The organism is Priestia sp. YIM B13489 (genome assembly GCF_042787645.1).
Taxonomy (GTDB): Bacteria; Bacillota; Bacilli; order Bacillales; family Bacillaceae_H; genus Priestia; species Priestia megaterium.
Genome location: NZ_JBHZOQ010000053.1, coordinates 3,326,629 through 3,344,788, shown reverse-complemented (window position 1 = coordinate 3,344,788; position 18,160 = coordinate 3,326,629). Strand labels below are relative to the sequence as shown.

Annotated in this window: 18 protein-coding genes and 1 other annotated feature; of the genes, 9 read left to right on the top strand and 9 right to left on the bottom strand. The window is 38.1% G+C overall.

The annotated features are described in order from the left end of the window. Position 1 precedes the first annotated feature (1 nt). On the top strand, positions 2-1,126 hold the full coding sequence (locus ACFX4W_RS23015) for a GerAB/ArcD/ProY family transporter (RefSeq protein ID WP_280559249.1): 1,125 nt from the start codon (positions 2-4) through the stop codon (positions 1,124-1,126). A 25-nt stretch (positions 1,127-1,151) separates the two neighbouring features. Here the strand turns inward: ACFX4W_RS23015 and msrA are convergent, their stop codons facing one another. The 4 genes from msrA to ileS form a co-directional block, all read right to left on the bottom strand. Further along, the gene (msrA, locus tag ACFX4W_RS23010) at positions 1,152-2,114 is read right to left on the bottom strand and encodes a peptide-methionine (S)-S-oxide reductase MsrA (protein WP_080781618.1); all 963 of its coding nucleotides are present in this window, start codon (positions 2,112-2,114) and stop codon (positions 1,152-1,154) included. Positions 2,115-2,267: 153 nt separating this feature from the next. Further along, positions 2,268-2,696 (bottom strand): MarR family winged helix-turn-helix transcriptional regulator, encoded by a 429-nt coding sequence (locus tag ACFX4W_RS23005; protein WP_013082191.1) that lies wholly within the window; start codon positions 2,694-2,696, stop codon positions 2,268-2,270. Positions 2,697-2,898: 202 nt separating this feature from the next. Further along, positions 2,899-3,399 (bottom strand): MerR family transcriptional regulator, encoded by a 501-nt coding sequence (locus tag ACFX4W_RS23000; RefSeq protein ID WP_034653601.1) that lies wholly within the window; start codon positions 3,397-3,399, stop codon positions 2,899-2,901. Positions 3,400-4,349: 950 nt separating this feature from the next. Further along, entirely contained in the window at positions 4,350-7,448 is a 3,099-nt protein-coding gene (gene ileS, locus ACFX4W_RS22995; protein ID WP_377560142.1) for an isoleucine--tRNA ligase, read from the bottom strand. 52 nt (positions 7,449-7,500) lie between these two features. Further along, positions 7,501-7,742: a binding site (T-box leader), on the bottom strand. Between ileS and ACFX4W_RS22990 the strand changes: the two genes are divergently transcribed. Continuing rightward, positions 7,710-8,024, top strand: coding sequence for a hypothetical protein (locus ACFX4W_RS22990; protein ID WP_377560140.1), 315 nt, complete (start codon positions 7,710-7,712; stop codon positions 8,022-8,024). (Overlaps the previous feature by 33 nt.) Positions 8,025-8,105: 81 nt before the next feature. On the opposite strand, the gene ACFX4W_RS22985 is transcribed toward ACFX4W_RS22990, so the two are convergent. Further along, positions 8,106-8,762, bottom strand: a complete 657-nt coding sequence (locus tag ACFX4W_RS22985) for a DUF6037 family protein (protein WP_098113097.1) — start codon at positions 8,760-8,762, stop codon at positions 8,106-8,108. Between the two features lie 229 nt (positions 8,763-8,991). Here ACFX4W_RS22985 and ACFX4W_RS22980 point away from each other — a divergent pair, with 229 nt between their 5' ends. Then, complete coding sequence (locus ACFX4W_RS22980) at positions 8,992-9,945, top strand: sporulation protein (RefSeq protein ID WP_013083783.1); 954 nt, start codon at positions 8,992-8,994, stop codon at positions 9,943-9,945. A gap of 29 nt (positions 9,946-9,974) precedes the next feature. Here ACFX4W_RS22980 and ACFX4W_RS22975 read toward each other — a convergent pair whose 3' ends face one another. Together ACFX4W_RS22975 and ACFX4W_RS22970 are read right to left on the bottom strand one after the other, a co-directional pair. Continuing rightward, positions 9,975-11,300, bottom strand: a complete 1,326-nt coding sequence (locus ACFX4W_RS22975; RefSeq protein WP_043981505.1) for a hemolysin family protein — start codon at positions 11,298-11,300, stop codon at positions 9,975-9,977. Between the two features lie 741 nt (positions 11,301-12,041). After that, complete coding sequence (locus tag ACFX4W_RS22970) at positions 12,042-12,674, bottom strand: spore coat protein (RefSeq protein WP_013057687.1); 633 nt, start codon at positions 12,672-12,674, stop codon at positions 12,042-12,044. A 208-nt stretch (positions 12,675-12,882) separates the two neighbouring features. On the opposite strand from ACFX4W_RS22970, the gene ACFX4W_RS22965 reads away from it, so the two are divergent. Continuing rightward, entirely contained in the window at positions 12,883-13,434 is a 552-nt protein-coding gene (locus ACFX4W_RS22965; protein ID WP_043981506.1) for a hypothetical protein, read from the top strand. Positions 13,435-13,456: 22 nt separating this feature from the next. Here ACFX4W_RS22965 and ACFX4W_RS22960 read toward each other — a convergent pair whose 3' ends face one another. Next, positions 13,457-13,909 carry a Dps family protein gene (locus ACFX4W_RS22960; RefSeq protein WP_025751201.1) on the bottom strand — a complete coding sequence of 151 codons (453 nt, stop codon included), beginning with the start codon at positions 13,907-13,909 and terminating at the stop codon, positions 13,457-13,459. A gap of 192 nt (positions 13,910-14,101) precedes the next feature. On the opposite strand from ACFX4W_RS22960, the gene ACFX4W_RS22955 reads away from it, so the two are divergent. The 3 genes from ACFX4W_RS22955 to ACFX4W_RS22945 all read left to right on the top strand — a co-directional run bounded on the left by ACFX4W_RS22955 (position 14,102) and on the right by ACFX4W_RS22945 (position 15,906). Then, a complete protein-coding gene (locus ACFX4W_RS22955) occupies positions 14,102-14,383 on the top strand; it encodes a hypothetical protein (RefSeq protein WP_013057684.1) in 282 nt (93 codons plus the stop codon). A gap of 93 nt (positions 14,384-14,476) precedes the next feature. Beyond that, positions 14,477-14,650: a hypothetical protein gene (locus ACFX4W_RS22950; protein ID WP_165574973.1), complete on the top strand. Its 174-nt coding sequence runs from the start codon at positions 14,477-14,479 to the stop codon at positions 14,648-14,650. 554 nt (positions 14,651-15,204) lie between these two features. Further along, on the top strand, positions 15,205-15,906 hold the full coding sequence (locus tag ACFX4W_RS22945) for a poly-gamma-glutamate hydrolase family protein (protein WP_043981507.1): 702 nt from the start codon (positions 15,205-15,207) through the stop codon (positions 15,904-15,906). A 51-nt stretch (positions 15,907-15,957) separates the two neighbouring features. On the opposite strand, the gene ACFX4W_RS22940 is transcribed toward ACFX4W_RS22945, so the two are convergent. Further along, a complete protein-coding gene (locus tag ACFX4W_RS22940; RefSeq protein ID WP_013057680.1) occupies positions 15,958-16,227 on the bottom strand; it encodes a CPCC family cysteine-rich protein in 270 nt (89 codons plus the stop codon). Positions 16,228-16,509: 282 nt separating this feature from the next. Between ACFX4W_RS22940 and ACFX4W_RS22935 the strand changes: the two genes are divergently transcribed. Then, complete coding sequence (locus tag ACFX4W_RS22935) at positions 16,510-17,070, top strand: copper resistance CopC family protein (protein ID WP_043981508.1); 561 nt, start codon at positions 16,510-16,512, stop codon at positions 17,068-17,070. Positions 17,071-17,074: 4 nt separating this feature from the next. After that, positions 17,075-18,136: a copper resistance D family protein gene (locus ACFX4W_RS22930; RefSeq protein WP_230183470.1), complete on the top strand. Its 1,062-nt coding sequence runs from the start codon at positions 17,075-17,077 to the stop codon at positions 18,134-18,136. Positions 18,137-18,160: the final 24 nt, after the last annotated feature.

Sequence of the window (18,160 nt, the reverse complement as noted above, 5' to 3'; positions counted from 1 at the left end):
GATGCACAATACAATTAAAGAAGAAAATCAAGTTTCCCCTTCTTTTCTTTTTTTCTTAGTTCACTCTACTCAGATTGGCGTTGGAATACTAGGATTTCAGCGTTATATTATTAAAGGTGCTGGATATGAAGCGTGGATATCTATCTTCCTTGCTGCGATCAGCGTCTGTGTTTTATTAGCGATGATTTTTAATATCTTAACCCGTGAAAACAGCGATATTATTGATATTCACCGGCTATATTTTGGAAAATACCTTGGAGGGGCTTTAACCCTTGCCGCTTCGATTTATTATTTTATCTTTGCATTAACGATTTACCGAACGTACGTAGAGATTTTACAAATATGGATGTTTCCACAGCTGGAAACATGGATCGTATCACTTGTATACCTGCCTATTATTTACTACACAGTTTCCGGTGGGTTTCGTGTGATTACTGGAATTGCCTTTTTTGGGGTAATGCTTCCTTTGCCGCTCGTGTTTGCCTTGGTTTATACATTAAAATATGGGCACCTTAACAACTTATTTCCTTTGTTTGACCATACGATATGGGAATTTTTAATTTCAACTAAACTGATGACCTTTGAGAATTTAGGATTTGAATCCGTGCTTTTTTTCTATCCATTTATAAAAAATGGCGCTACTAGCCAAAAGTGGGGGCAATATGGCGTTTTGTTCAGCACTTTTTTATATTTTTGCACAGCATTAGTGTCATTTGCTTACTTTAGCCAAGGACAGTTAGGCCATACCATCTGGCCAACTTTAACGATGGCTAAAATTATTGAAATCCCATTTTTACAGCGTTTTGAATATATTTTAATTTCTCTGTGGCTTTTAGTTGTTCTTCCTACTATTGCTGTCAGCGTATGGTGTACAATTCGTGGATTTAGTAAAACATTTAATAAGCCGCCTACGATTTTTCTTATATTAGTTCTTATTGCCCTTCTTGGTTTTTCTATTTTCTTTGATGATCGGGAAACCATTGATCAGCTTAATACACGATTATCCATGACGGGCTTTTACTTTATTTATGGCTACATTCCTTTTCTTTTTCTCTATAGCCTCATTCGAGCCAAAATAAAACAAAAGAAAGCACAAAAAGAAGAGCGTGAGCCAACTTTAAGTTGAATCACGCTCTTTTTCTCATATTATTTTATTTGTTAAATAAAACAGCGTATTCTCCGTATCCTTCTTTTTCTAAATCTTCCTTCGGAACAAAACGAAGAGCTGCTGAGTTGATACAGTAGCGCAAGCCGCCTGCATCTTGCGGACCATCATCAAATAAATGACCTAAATGAGAATTAGCCGTTTTGCTTCGTACTTCTGTACGAACCATATTATGACTAACGTCCATGTTTTCTTTTACTTCATCTTTATTAATCGCTTTTGTGAAAGACGGCCATCCGCATCCGGCATCATACTTATCAGTTGAACTAAACAACGGCTCTCCTGATACGATATCTACATAAATACCATCTTCTGTATGATCCCAAAATTCATTGCGAAATGGAGGTTCCGTTGCATCGTTTTGAGTAACTTCATACTGAATAGGCGTTAATGTCGTTTTCAGCTGGTCGTCGCGTCCAAAGTCTTTCCAGTTTTCTTTAATAAAACGATCACGTCCAGACCCGCGTCGATACATAGCATAGCGGAATTTATTTTTCTTATAGTAACCTTGATGGTATTCTTCCGCTTCATAAAACGGTTTTGCCGGTAGAATTTGTGTAGCAATCGGCTCAGAAAAACGACCGCTTGCTTCTAATTGCTGCTTCGATTCTTCAGCTAGTGCCTTTTGATGTTCATTGTGATAAAAAATAGCTGTTCGATACGAGTCGCCTCGATCCGCAAATTGTCCCCCTGCATCCGTTGGATCAATTTGAGGCCAGTATAGTTCTAAAAGCTTTTCATATGGAAAAATCTCTGGATCAAATGTAATTTGGACCGCTTCATAGTGGCCCGTGGTTTCTGAGCATACTTCTTTGTACGTCGGGTTCTCTTTGTGACCGCCTGTATAGCCAGATACAACTTTTATAATGCCTGGCTGTTCATCAAAGGGCTTCACCATACACCAAAAACAGCCGCCCGCAAAAGTTGCTACTTCATATTGTTCTGTCAAAAAGATGACCTCCTTCATGTGTTCTTTCTATTATTATACGCTGATTTTATGTTCTCACCAACTAACTTGCCTTTCATACTCTTTGCGTTTTAAGACAAAAAAATAATCAGTGAAAGCCATGTTCACTGATTATTCTTCCGCACTTAAAGCGCTTTATTTTTGATCGCCTTTAATTTTGTGAAACAGTTTATTCACCGTTTCAATTTCTTTATCTGTAAAGTGCTCAAAACGCTCAAGGAAATAGGCTCGTTTCTTCTCTTGAATAGCATTAAAAATATCCTGTCCTTCCTTGGTCAGTTCAATATCAATAATACGCCGATCGTTTTCAGACCGTTTGCGTGCAATGTAGCCTTTTGATAAAAGCAAGTCGGTTACCGCCGTAATGTGGCTTGCTGACACTTGAAGATACTTTGATAAATCAGTTGATCGCTGCCTGCCGGAATCAACCAGCATACGAAGCACCATAAATTCATTTGTTGATAGCTCTGAATTGTATACTTCATTAATTTCTTGGCGAAGCTGTCTGAACACAAAGCGAAACAGCGTCTCCATTTCTTGAACGAGCTCTTCTCTTTTTTTCACTTGTCACTCTCCTTAACGCTATCACATGATAACGAATATGTATTTACGAAAGTATTTCACTTTCTTAACTTAATTAGTTTTATCAAATTACTAAGCGTTTCGTCAACTATTATTGAGATTTTTTTCCACAAGTCTGTACGAATTGATGTATTTTTCATAAAATTCCATAAAAAAAGCGATTTACCGTTATGGTAAATCGCTGCTAATAGCTAAAAATACCGGTTAAAAAGCTTCTCCATCTCGGAACAGGCTTTTTACCTTTTAAGCTGTCTTCACTTTTTAACTGACTTTCAAGTTCCACTACTCGATTTTCTAATTTCGTAATAACTTTATTTAATCGATCGATTTCTGAACGATGCTCTAAAATTTGAAAAGTCACTACTTCTCCCGCTTTTTCTTCTGTACGCTTTTCATTTTCAATTAGCCTTAAAAAAAGCTGATCAAGCTGCTTTTGCATGTCTTGTGCACGTTCATCAGATATAACGACTTCCTCTTTTTCCACTACTTTTTCTACCACTTTGACGACGGCTTGACGATTGCGGTTTTTTTGAAAGTTTCTAAGTGCTTCAACATTTTCTTCTGTAAACTCACAGTGTCCCGATTCATTTCTCTCTAGCTCGATATCCGCCATTTTGACCCACTTTAATACCGTACTTGGATGTATTCCCAGCGCTTTTGCCACATCTACCGTTTTCATCGTCATGTTCCATCCCTCCATTTTTTTCATTTACTAGCCATTTCGAGAGAAATTTTTAAATCCCTTCATGCGTGACAAAACTAGTATGAATTCGTCAAAGAAAGTGGACGTTCAACAAATGAAGAAAATGATGTCATTATTACTTAGAAAAACTCGTACAATCCTTCTGCAAAATAACAAAATTCGTGCTGTGAAATCTGCTTGCCATATCCCTTAAAAAAGACGCGCGCTCTTTATCTGTAAAAATTCCGTCTTCAAAGCGCACAGCAAGCGCCATATCATAACGAGCGTCTCCGCAGGTTCCTCCGCTCCAGTCAATAACAGCTGTTTGAACGAATTTGTAAGCACTAGGGCTTTGAAAGTCCGCCAGTGCCCGTATATTTTTTAATACATAATATTACCTATATAACCATTTTCTGTACTCCCCCCCCCTTTTGCTCTCTTTAAAACCTATCTCCCTTTAGCCGTATGAAGGATCCCAACATCCGATGTACACGATGTACACCCTTGCTTTGGAAACGTCACTTTTTCGATTTACTTTACATACTTTTTTATCGAATGGGGAATTTCTTCTACTATAATAGGATGCAACTGTCTCACTCTCCTTTCTTCCTACATTCTCTTTTAATTGCTCTTTCCCTACACAAAAAGTTGAGACATAACGAAATCAATTCAATCTAGAGATAAACAAATGGGGTAAATGAGCTATTATGAAGCGCTTGTTACCCCGCTGTTGATTTCCGTGCAAGACTTCGCTTTCCGCGGGCGGCCGGTGAGCCTCCTCGTCGCTTTCGCTCCTGCGGGGTCTCACCTGTTCCGCTTTCCCCGCAGGAGTCTTCGTCTTGCCCTCCAATCCACAGCTAGAAGGTGCTACGTTCACTATAAAAACAGAAAAAACGAACGGTTAATAGATAAACCGTTCGTACATTAATTCAACTTATCCTTGCCTCTCTTTATCAGCTCTGATTTAAAACACGAAGCGTAACTTGCTTTGTTCCGACCTTTACCGTCTCTCCGTTTTCGATAGTTTCTGTCACATGAAGACTGTGCAGCAGAAGATTTTCTTGAAGCAGCGTTTCAAACTTCGCCACGGCTTTCTGCACTTCTTTGTCTCCGCTAAGCTCTAAATCAATACGTAAATTCACGGGTAAATCCAGCTTTTTGCGATAATCTTGAACCGCTCGAATTACTTCACGAGCGACTCCTTCCTGCACGAGTTCTTCGGTTAACGCCGTATCCAACACCGCAGTATACGTGCCGTTTGATGCAACCGCAAAACCTTCTTTTGGCACTTTTTCAACAAGTACGTCAGCCGTTTCAAGCGTTGAGCTTTCTCCTGAAGCAAGCGTAACACTTAACTTGCCTTGTTCAACAAACTCTTTTCCTTGCTCTTCTGAAAGGTTTTTCAGCGCTTGGTTGACCTCATTCACTTGTTTTCCGAACTTTGGTCCAGCCTGTTTAAAATCGAGTTTTAATACGTATGAAACAAGTTTGTCGTCGTCTTGCTCCACGTTAAAGTTCTTTACATTAAGCTCATCTTTGATGACATCACGATATGCTTTCCACTCTACATCTTCTTCCGTTACCACAAGCGAAAGACTTTGCAAAGGCTGCTTTACTTTTAACGAATGCGTATTTCGGATGCTTCGACCTAGTTCCACTACTTGAAGCACCGCTGTCATTTCTTTTTCCAGATTTTCGTTCACTTTCGTTTGATCACAAACAGGATAGTCTGCTAAATGAACGCTTTTCCCTGTTAGATTTTCATGAATATCATCCGCAACAAACGGCGTAAACGGTGCTAACAGCTGACTTAACGTCACTAACACTTTATGAAGCGTATCGTAAGCCGCTGCTTTTTCTCCGTCCATTCCTTCTGACCAAAAACGATCGCGGGAACGTCGCACATACCAGTTGCTTAGCTCTTCAATAAATGCCGCGATTTCACGAGCCGCGATTGTAAATCCGTAATCTTCAAGATGTACTGTTGCGCGCTTGACCGTGCTGTGCAAACGCGAAAGAATCCACTCATCCAATTTTGTTTTTTTCAATTCATACGTTTGCTTCGGGTCATAGCCGTCAAGCTTAGCGTACAACACGTAAAAGCCGTACACGTTCACGAGTGTATCAATCACTTTTGACTTCGCTTCTTGCACGACGCGCTCTGAAAATTTCTTCGGATTCCAAGGCGCACTGTCTGCTAAAAGCGCCCATCTAAGCGCATCGGCACCAAATGCATGAATAAGATCAACAGGGTCCAGCGCATTTCCTTTACTTTTAGACATCTTTTGACCGTTTTCATCTAAGACGTGACCAAGAGACAAAACGCGCTTATACGGTGCTTTGCCTGTAAACAGCGTTGAAACTGCCATCAAGCTGTAAAACCAGCCGCGCGTTTGATCAATTCCTTCTGCGATAACGTCTGCTGGAAACTGTTTTTGGAACAGTTCATTATTTTCAAACGGATAGTGATACTGTGCAAACGGCATCGACCCGCTGTCAAACCAAACGTCAATCACTTCCGGCGTTCGCTTCATTTCTCCGCTGCAGACCGGACACGTCAGCTGCACGTCATCTACATACGGCTTATGAAGTTCAATGCTGTCAACCACGGAATGAGACGCATGTTCCTGAAGCTCTTTGATGCTTTTTGGCGCTACTTGATGCTGGCATGCTCCGCATTCCCACACGTTCAGGGGCGTTCCCCAGTAGCGCTTTCTGCTGATGTTCCAGTCCACCATATTTTCTAAAAAATTGCCAAAGCGACCGTGCTTGATATAATCCGGGTACCACGTCACGCTTTCATTGTTTTTCAAAAACTGTTCCTTCAACGCCGTCGTTTGGATAAACCAGCTTTCATTTGCGTAATAAAGAAGCGGCGAGTCGCATCGCCAGCAAAACGGATAGCTGTGCTCGTGCTTTTCTTTATGATACAGCACATCTTGATTGGCTAAATAACGAACGATATCAACGTCGCAGTCTTTCACGAAACGTCCTTGAAAAAGCGGCACTTCAGACGTGTACTGTCCTTTTTCATCCACTACGTTCACAAATGAAAAGCCGTTTTCTTTTACAACTCTGTAATCATCTTCGCCGTATGCAGGTGCTAAATGAACAACTCCTGTTCCGCTTTGATCCGTTACGTAATCAGCCGTTACGACTTCATGCCCTTTTTCCACTTTCACAAAATGAAACGGCGGGTCATACGACATCCCTTTTAACTCATTTCCTTTATGGTGAGATAAAACCGTATACCCTCCTTTTAACACTTTGTCTGCGAGCGCTTCTGCCACTATATACACGCTGTCGCCTTGCTCAGCGCGGACATAACTCATCTCTTCATGCACCGCGAGCGCCACGTTTGACGGAAGCGTCCAAGGCGTTGTCGTCCAGCCTAAAAAATACTCATTATCGCGGTTTTTCACTTTAAATTTCACCGTTACCGTTAAATCTTTTACATCTTTATACCCTTGCGCCACTTCATGCGAACTTAATGATGTTTGACAGCTCGGGCAGTAAGGTGATACGCGGTGGCCTTTATAAAGAAGTCCTTTATCATGAATCGTGCCAAGCACGTTCCATACACTTTCAATGTATGAATTCTCCAAGGTGATGTAAGGGTCTTCCATATCAACCCAATAGCCAAGCTGCTCCGTGAACGTGCGCCACTGCTTTTCATACACAAACACACTTTCCTTACACTTATTGATAAAAGCTTCTACGCCGTATTTTTCAATGTCATGCTTCCCAGATATTCCGAGCTGCTTTTCAACACCGAGCTCAACCGGAAGTCCGTGCGTATCCCAGCCTGCTTTTCGAATTACTTGATACCCCGTCATCGTTTTATAACGGGCCACAACGTCTTTAATCGTCCGGCCTAGCGCGTGCCCCACGTGAGGCAAACCGTTTGCTGTGGGAGGTCCTTCATAAAATACAAACGACGGCTGCCCTTCTCGGTTTTGAACCGACTGCTGAAACACATTTCCTTTTTGCCACTGCTGCTGGATACGCTGTTCGCGCTCTTGCGAAGACTCCCTTACATTCACTTCTTTCATGTGATACCACTCCTTTTAAAGTTAAAAGCACACAAAGAAACCCGTCCCTATGACTAGGGACGGGTTTTAACCGCGGTACCACCCTGGCTTCTATTGATCCGTTCATCAATAGCACTCAGCAACGTACAATCATACGCGTTCTTTTTAACGGTAGACTACCGTTCAAACTTACTTATCGTTCAGTTTGACTTCTCAGAGAGGATATTCCCCTGCAGCTTGAACACCGGCTTTCAGCTATCACCAGCTCTCTGTGGAACAAACTTGCAGCGTACTGATTCTCTTCAACGAATTTGTGTGCTTTTATTAGTAGCTATTGTATGCGGTTTGGAAGGGAATGTCAATGTTTTGAAATCCTTATTGAGATCAAAAGGTTTAGATCTAGGTTATTTTGTTTCTACACTTAACATTTGTTCGAGTTTATTACGCGCCGTTATCCCGTTCTTATCTTTCCATTCAGAAGTTCCGCTGCTTCTTCGCTGTGTAATAAATATGGCTGCGGCTGAGACGGCACAGAAAACATGGTCTTGTACAAGTACATATCACACATCTTTGCTTTCTAATACATTACTTTCATAAACATCGCGACGTTTACAATATAAATTATAAGACACCTTTTATAACTAAGGGAAAGCTAATATAAAAAGTAAAAATTTTTATTTATGAATTATTTTTCTTTTCTTTCCAGCGCAAAAGAATATCCTCATCTGTTTTTTGTCTTGAAGGATCCTCAGAAAAACAAAAACTTATTGTAGTATCATCCTTTAGTTTCTCAAATAATTCTGGTCTGAATATTGCTGCTTTTTGATTATTCTCAGGACTCCGTTGTCCTGATGTACCATCTTTTTTGGTTCCATTTCTCTTTACACCAATACAATAAATGCCCTTAGAAGAATCCGTGTCCGTTTTATTCAAGTACTCTGTTATAGAACTCTTTAAATCTATCTCTTTATCAACTATTAATTGGTTTGGAATAAAAGTGGAGAACTGCTGTGTAAATTGTTGAATAACATCTCCCAAGTTTTCTTTATATTCAATCCCAAAAAATTTTCTAAATGATTTCATATCAGAGATATGTATCTTATACAAATCTGCATAGGTACAAAAATTTTCGTTCCTCCCCCTCTTTTTAATAAACTCAAGCTTTACAATTGCATACTTACTGTCTTTCTTTTCGCGTTCTGAATAAACTTTCACTAGAACAATATATTCTTGCTTTTTGTACTGAAATAGAAAAACGTCTACAGCCCAATTTCGTTTTTTTAATTCATCTCTTATAATTTTCAAATTTTCTAAAGGTGCCTTTTGTTTATTCAAAATATTNCACGGAGGTTGTCATGGCGGAGGTCACGGCGGTAACCACGGCGGTTGTAAAAGACGTCGCTGCTGTTGGGGCTGGGTGTTTTAATTTAATAAATAATTGAATTAAAATGAAGCGTTGATTTAGCAGAAAGAACTCAAGAAATTGAGTTCTTTTTTTGTAAGTTGAAACTTATAAACGGTATACTTCGTATATATAGTAAGAGCATTTTGGAGGAGGAAAAAAATGTTTAAAAAAATGTTTGCTAAAATTGGAGTTGGAGCTGCCAAAGTGGATTTACGATTAAATGAAACGGCCTATACGCTCGGTCATGTAATTGAAGGAGCTATTGTCATCCAAGGTGGAAACGTTCAGCAACATATTAATTTAATTGATGTTGAATTTTGGCTTGAAGTTCAATTGAAAAGCGGTCAAATGCATACACATCGTGTGGAAAGCCTGCGCGCAGCTTCTTCATTTACAATTAATGAAGGCGAGAAAAAAGAAATTCCATTTACATATCATTTACCTTTGGACCTTCCAATCTCTGCGAGCAACGTTAGCTATTTCTTTAAGACACACTTAGATATTGAAGGGGGAGTAGACTCAACAGACCGGGACCCTGTGCGCATTAAAGCTCCAAAAAGCTTATATCAGCTAGTAGAGGGCTTTGAAGCACTTGGATTTAGAGAAAAACATCATTCAGGAAAATTTAACGGATACAAACAAGAATTTTCATTTTTTCCTACAGACTTCTTAAAGGGATATGTAAATGAGGTTGAGTTTGAGGTAGCCATTGAACGAGAAGGGATCCGCGTGCTGTTGGAGCTAGATTTGCCTTCTTTCGGCCGAGAGAGGGAAATAAAAAATGAACTCTTTTTTACAAATGATGAACTAAGCCAGCCATCTACTATCGCTCGTTTGCTGGAAGAAGCGATGGAAGAGATGATGGAGAATCCTCGAGACTATGAATATTATAAGTCTCCTCACTATGATCAGCATTCACACCACCCACGTATGAGCGGGTTAGGAGGAGCAATGGGAGGTTTTGCAGCCGGTATGTTAGGCGGACTGCTCATTGAGAATTTGATGGATGATATGTTTGAAGACTCGGCGCTTGGTGAAATTGGAGAAGATATTGAAGAAGCCGGGGAGGATCTGCTGGATGGAGATTTTTTTGATGGAGGAGACGATTGGTAAAAGGGATTTTGAATAAATAAAAAGGATGATTAATGATGATCATCCTTTTTTTCTTTCTTCTTTCTTTTTTTCACTTCTATATACTTAATGTGAAAATCCTCTATAATCAGAACTTTAAAGTAAAATTGCTCATGCTGAATGATATCATTTTTGGTCACATCAAACTTTTCGGTTAACACCCACCCGGCAATGGTATCTACTTCTTCGTCGCTAATATCCGTACCGAGTAAATCATTTACTTGGCTAATGAGCATTTTTCCGTCAAGAATATAATGATCGTCTTTAATTTTTTGTACATAAGGAATTTCGTCCGTATCAAACTCATCTCGAATTTCTCCCACAATTTCTTCAATAATATCTTCTACTGTAACAAGCCCAGCGGTTCCGCCATACTCATCAAAAAGAATAGCCATTTGAATACGTTCTTTTTGCATCTTTACAAGCAAGTCATGAATGGGTACGGTTTCAATTACTTTAAAAATAGGCTTGACGTATGACTGTAACGTATTGGTGCCGTCTTTTTCGTTGAATACAATATCATTATAAATTTCTTTGATATTAACGAGACCGATTACTTTATCTTTATCCCCATCTTCAACAATTGGATAGCGCGTATATTTTTCGACATTTGCGATTTGCAAAAAAACCTCTACGACGTCGTCTTTGGAAGCACTCACAATTTCCGTACGGGGGACCATTACTTCTTTCGCTAAACGATCGTCAAAATCAAAGATTTTGCTCATATATCGATATTCGGATTGATTGATTTCACCGCCTTCGAAGCTCTCAGATAACAAAATACGCAGCTCTTCTTCACTATGAGCAGCTTCATTTTCTGAAATCATCGTTATACCAAAAATCTTAGTCAACATACGAGCTGATCCATTTAATATTTTAATGAACGGATACATAAGTTTGTAAAACACGATAATCGGTTTTGCAAAGTTCAGCGTAATTTGTTCAGCCATTTGAATAGCAAATGTTTTAGGAGCTAATTCCCCCAAGACAACATGTAAAAAAGTAATAACAACAAATGCAATGACAAAAGATAAAATACCAGCAAGCGGCTCATTGGTATGGAAGGTAGTAAAAAGAGGGTGAAGCAACCGATCTAGCGTCGGTTCACCAAGCCAACCAAGCCCGAGAGCTGTGATGGTGATACCAAGCTGACAAGCGGATAGATATTCATCTAGATGCGTAATAACGTGTTTGGCAGATACAGCTTTTTTATGTCCTTCTTCTAGAAGCTGATTGATTTTTGAACTTCTTACTTTTACAATAGCGAATTCTGTCGCTACAAAAAAAGCAGTTAATGCAATTAAAACTGCGACTAATAGTAATTTTACGGCGATCATCAAAGTCACCACCTTGTATGTAAATGTATATCTTAAGTGTTAGCCAAAGTGGAGAAAACATGTATTAAATCAAGAAAAGAAAAACGCACATAAAAAAACTGCTTCTATCTTTAAAAAGAAAAAGAAGCAGTTTATTATGTTACATGTTCATTTAGGGGAATTAATCTTAACTTTACCATCATGGTCTATCACATATCGGTTCTACAGTTCAACTGACTTTTAGCAAACGTATTGCGAGTGTGTTATGACACCTCCTTTAACTGTAATCCGAGTATATATGATGCATCTCTCACTCCTTTCTATTAGTTAATTGTATTATAATACATAATTAATCAAAATACTACAAATATTCAGAAAATAATTCAAAATGCATAGTTTTTTGTCATTTTCTGAAATATACGCACAAAGCGAGATTGAGATATAACAAAATCAATACAATACAATCTAAAGACGAGTAAACTGAGTAAATGATCTAGTATGAGTCGTTTGGTTACACTGCTGGTGATTTCCGTGCAAGGCTACGCTTTCCGCAGGCGGCCGATGAGCCTCCTCGTCGCTTGCGCTCCTGTGGGGTCTCATCTATTCCGCTTTTCTCGCGGGAGTCTTCGCCTTTCCTTCCAATCAACAGCTAGAAGCAACTCTAAACATAACCTATATTCACCGTACTAATGAAAAGATCCGAACGGTGAAACGTTCGGATCTTCCTTCAACTAAAATACGTTTGCCCCAGCCTCTTTTTAATTAATGCAGTTTATGGTTATTAGGCATCTGAGGAGAGGCAGTAGCTTTTGCAAAACTTGTGATCATTTGCTGCATATCTTCTTTTGCAAGCTGCGGCACTTGATAATAATGGTGTTTATTTTGATAAAGAGAAATTTCATAAGCCATTTCAATCCAATTAGGAACACTGTCGCCGAATATTCGGCGAACAACAGGATTTGTTATTTCTAAAGCGGTCATGGTTAAAAGAGATGCTTGAGACTTAACTAGACCTAGCATATGACCTGATATGCCTTTTTCATTGATTTCCTCAACGGACTGATTCGGCTTTTTAGGCTGTGAAGGCTTTAAGCCATAAACAAAGGTATGAGACTGCTTCATGTTATATACATGTGTAGAATCGGCCGGCTTTTGACCAGTAGAAAAAGCTTCTACGATTAAATTATATTCATTTAAAATAAACTGATATTGCCGATCAATGATATCAAGCAGCTCTTGTTCTTTTACATATTGCCTAAACATCATAAACTGATCCATTACATTAATCGAGCCGGCAAGTGTTTCATGAACGTCAAATAGTTCATGCCCTCCATGGTTCAATTGAGGGGGTACAGCTCCAGTTTGCATGTTTGTAGGAAGTTCGTGATTATTCATACTAAGTCCTCCTTAAAATCGGTATCGACTATAGTCTTTAAACTTCTTCAGGTTTTATACTCAAACTTGATTTATTCATAAAATGTTGCTCTACATAACTTAATTTACAACTAGTTATTTAATTAAAGGGTAAAAGTGAAAGGGTTTTATGAAAAAAAAGCGAATATCAATAACAATTCACGATCTATAGATAGGGGAATCAAAAAACATGAATGAGCTGCTGTCATACTCAAGTGAATTAAAACACGAAGCAAATCAACTGGTGGTATCCAGTCATTTATTGGATCTGTTAAGAGAATATGGTTGTCTTCTCTCAGGGGAGAGTTTTGAGTTAAATGTCATGACAAATCGCATCATTAATTTTTACGTAGGAAATGATGAAATGGATGAAGAATCTATTTTTCACATGGGGTATCAGCTTACAAAGCGTTTTAGCCCTTATAAGATGATATTTACTAATGAAAAAGATAAGTATCAGTGGAGTCTGTATATGATTCAGAAGGGAGAAGAGTGGAAGCTTGATATTTCCGTGCTTCCAGAAAATATCGTGAAAGGCAAAGTTGAGAAACAAGAGTTATTAAAATCACTTTTCACTGAAAAGAAGCGAGAATGCATTTTATTTTTCAAGCAGCAAAGCGGATATAATCGCTATTATACGAGTGATCATGTCTATAAGGCTGTGCTAGAAGATGACATTCACGATGATATGTCTTTTTTTATGTGGCTGCAAAGACAAAAAAAAGTAAATCAACAAACGTAAAAAAGAGCCGCTTAGGCTCTTTTTATGCGTTTACGGATGTTTTTACAGGTAAAGCAGCTTTTAGCATCCAAATATGTTTTTCAATGTTGCCGATTGTTCCAATGAATAAGTCAGCTGTTACGTGATCGTGTGCTGCTTCAGCGTTTTCAACTGCATTTTTTAGGTTTTTAACAAGTAGCGTATAGTCATTAATTAAGGTTTCTACCATTTCTTCACTCGTTTGCTCGTTTCCATCTTCAGAAAGAGTAGCTGCTTGCAAAAATTGCTTCATTGTAGCAATTGGGCTTCCTCCAATGGCTAGTAATCGTTCTGCATATTCATCTATATAGTCCGCCGTCTCATTATAGAATTCTTCAAATTTTTCATGAAGCGTAAAAAATTGAGGCCCTTTTACATACCAGTGAAAGCGATGTAGCTTCGTATACAATACGTTAAAATCGGCAATTTGTTGGTTCAGTACGTTTTCTAAATTCATAGTTAATAGCCTCCTAATGAGTTGTTGTTATCTTATGTTTATATTATATCAAATATCAAATTAAAATCAATACTTATTTATAATAATTATTAAATAATAATAAGAATGCTTTTAAATCATAGTTATTCTCTTTAAAAACTCTAAAGATATGATAGGATAGAGCAAGAGTATTGAAAGGAAGAAGGGTTAGTCATGCATATTACACCAGAAGCAAAACAATTAATTAACAATATACTTGAAGAACAGGAGATAACAGGAATTCGTTTGTATTTCAAAGGAATTAGCTGTGAAATCCCTAATATTGGGTTAGCTTTTGAAGAGCCTTTTGAAAATGATGAAATGTATGAAGTCGATGGAGTACAGGTAGCAATGGAAGCTTCTATTGTGCCTTATACAAATGAATTAATGTTAGATGTTCATACAACGCCGTACGGTCCAGGTTTAGCATTAGTTGGGGCTAAAGAGGCTGAATAAAAAATGTATGTAAGAGAAGCTAACAGGTTTGTTGTTTGTTTTGGTAAACCTTGGTTTACTTAATTTAAACGTTAGTGAAATGGAGGGGGACCTATGCTTCTTTCTCATCATGTAACGGTTGAACAAAGACAGCAAATCAAACGATTTAAGCAGCAAATACAAGACGCAAAATCGCTAGATGAGCGCCGTTTGTATCAAGCACAGCTAAATAAATTTGTTGAGCGCCTATTTATTGAGAATCGCTTGCAGCGCAGCGGCGAACAATAAAAAACACCTAGAAAAGAAGCCTTCAAAGAAGGTTTCTTTTTTTTAGTAGATTATTATACTTTTACACCTTGCAATTATTCATTTTCTTATATATCGCCCTTTATCTACTTGGAATCCGGTTTTCTGTATGAATATAGCACTAAAAACGTGTAAGTGACTATCAAATGAAAGCGCTTTCTGTTATAGTGAAGGTATAGAATGGTACTTGTTCACCTACAATGTTCATAAGGAGTGGTTTGTATGATTGAAAGAGGAAACTTCTTAATTGGTTTAGCGTGGGGAACATCTTTGAGCATACCTTTATGGATCGCCTTCTTTGGCTGGATAAAATTAGTTTGGCGCTTGCTTTAAATAAATAAAAACAAAAAAAGGAAAAAAACTTCAGTGAATATGCGCTGAAGTTTTTTTAAACAGCATAAATAGGTATTAAGAACTATTAAATAAATTACAATTTGTAACGATAAGTAAATAAGACTACTTTAAATATTATTTTTGGATTTTTTAGGTTCCTAATGTTTTAGGTCTTATTACACAAAAGAAAGCAGGAGTACAAATTGAAAAGCTATCATTTAGTAAGTTTCTCTACCTTATGTATCTGTCTACTCGTTTTATTCATTTCACCTTTTCAAGATACATCTAGTGCGTCAACTGATAAATATCAAAATTTCAAGCAGCTCTCACAGAATGAGTCTTCAGCTAGCTATAAAGTGACGACCAAAGAAACGAAAAGCTCTGTCCTTATCTTTGCTCCACACGGTGGAGGAATTGAAGGGGGGACAAGCGAAATTGCCCAAGAGCTTGGCAAACAAAATGCTCTTTATCTATTCGAATCGTTAAAGTCGAAAGGGTCACGAGACCTGCACCTCACAAGCACTCATTTTGATGAGCCCACAGCGCGTAAGATGGTAAGCAAGTATGATAATGTTTTATCTCTTCACGGGTATTCTGGGAACGAAAAACATATTTTTGTGGGCGGTACTGATCGGGAGCGCGCAAAAAAATTAACGCAGTTATTAAATCAAAATGGATTTCCGGCCGAACTGATTACAAAAGGGCACGATGAGATTGCAGGCATTAACTCTGGAAATATTGCAAATAAAAATCGTACCGGAAAAAGTATTCAATTAGAGATTAGCCAACCGCTGCGAAGTGCTATGTTTCATTCATCCACTGCAAAAGGAAGAGCTTCGTCTAAAACTCAAACTTTTTATAGGTTTACAAATGTGCTTTCTACATTCGCTTCTACTTCTTACTGAATTAAAAAAAGAATGCTTGCGAAAGCATTCTTTTTTTATAAACTAGTTTTGCTACTCGTGACTTATAATAGGTTTCCAGTTAAAATCTTTTACATCTTGAACAGAAGGCTTTCTCACGTGCTGTAAGCTTTCTTTATTACACGCTCCATAAACTATAAAATTTTCCTGAGCTTCTATTAAAGAAATAGAGTTGGCTCCTAATTCGTTGGCATTCAGCTTTTGGTACGGATCGTCTTCCCAAAAACATATCTCACAAATATCATAGTCACCATCACTGTCTAAAGATTGATAACCACAGCAAGGGCATGTATACTTTTTCATTGTTTCTATCCTTTCTGTATGGGATTTTAAGCTAGAAAAAAGTCAGTCATCTTATTTAACTATTTTACTATATTCAAGGATAGTCTGAAAGAATATTCAAAAAATCACATCGCATCTTCCCTAGGATTTGTGAACATTTTATAACGAATTGGTAATAGTTATTGTGAGACTGAGTAAAAAAGGAGTACACTTACTAGGAAAATAGATCGTGTTCGGAAACGTCTACATAAAAACATTTTTGGATATGATGAAAAAAGAAAAAAGAGATAGGGAGTCATAAATATGAAAAAAATAATAGGTTTACTTTTAGCATGCTTTCTAGCTGTTCCGACAGTTAGTTTTGCTCATACACATGTGCAAACAACCGTGCCGGAAAATGGTGCAATTGTTACAGCTCCTCTAAAAGAAATTAAATTAACCTTTGAAACACACATCGAGAAAATCAGTACTGTAACTGTTACAAAAGATGGACAAAAAATTTCACTTGCATCGCAAAAAGTAGAGGGTCATGATTTAATAGCTTCTCTCGATCAGCCTCTTGAAAACGGATCTTACACAGTGGACTGGGAAATTGTAGGGGAAGATGGTCATGTAATGAAAGATTCGATTGCTTTTAAAGTAGATGTGAAAGATGAAGCGAAAGAAGAGAATACTCAAGCAGCCGGAAAAGATAGTGAAAAAAAGCAAGACGCCACGCAATCCGAACAGCACCAAAAAAGTGCAGTAGCAAATGATGAAAAAACAGAGAACAATGATTCTTCATCGTTTTTTGTTATCATGATTATTGCTATTGTAGTGGTGGTTGGAGCATTACTCTTAATCTTCAGAAAGAAAAAGGCTTAAAAAGATGAGTATTTTGTTGCCTGTTTTTGAGTGGTTCACATACGTAGGTCTTTCCTTATTATTAGGATTTGCCGTACTGCAATATGTACCGCTTACAAAAAAGCCAACAATTTTATTATCAAAGCGATGGCTACTTGCAAGTGCAGCGGCTGTCGCTATTTTTTCGGTTGGAAATTCGCTTGAGATTATTTTATCTTTTTCAAAAATAAGAGGGTTAGGTGAAACAGTTCGTCTTGTATTATTGGAAACAAGAACGGGACACGCCTGGATCTTTGTTGTGCTAATTGCTATTTTATGTATGGTTGCTGTTTCAATAGAGAGCCACCCTCATATGTATACATTACTGACTGTAGCCTTGGTGGGAGGAATCGCCTACGCAAGTCACGCAGCATCCGCTTCTGCGCTTAGCGGCATGCTTTCTCATTCTCTTCATATTTTAGCAGTTGGACTGTGGGGAGGGGTGGTTCTGATTGTTGCCGCTTTTTCAAAAGAAACCTCCAATTGGAAAAGTTTCTTGAGCTGGTTTACTCCTTTTGCAATCGCTTGTTTTGTGCTTCTTTCATTAAGTGGGTTCATTTCGATGGTCATTATCATGGGTCTGTCCAACTATGTAAATTCATGGGCTACAGATTACGGGCAGTCTCTTTTGCTAAAGCATATTACGATTATTCCGCTGCTTGCATTTGCCGTCATCAATGGCTTTCTTATGAGAAAAACGATAAAACATCCAGAATATAAGCCCGTGATGTGGATTCGAGCAGAAAGCATTATTTTGCTTATCATTTTTTTATTTACAGCTATCATGGTAACGCAATCGCCGCCAACTAATATAAGTCATATGGCAATGGATTCATCGATTCTTCCGTTTATCTATGGGAAACAAGTGACGCTTCCTCTAACGTTTCACGTAACAATTGTAGGAATCCTATTCTTATTTGTCGCACTGCTGTTTTTTGTGTATTTACTTATTTGTTTTTACAAAAAGACAGTATGGCTTAGCGTATTAAGTGCGGGTTTGTTTGTTTTTGCTTTTTATATTGCGATGATGACAAGTATTCAAGTCTAAAAACAGTGAGAAATATCTCACTGT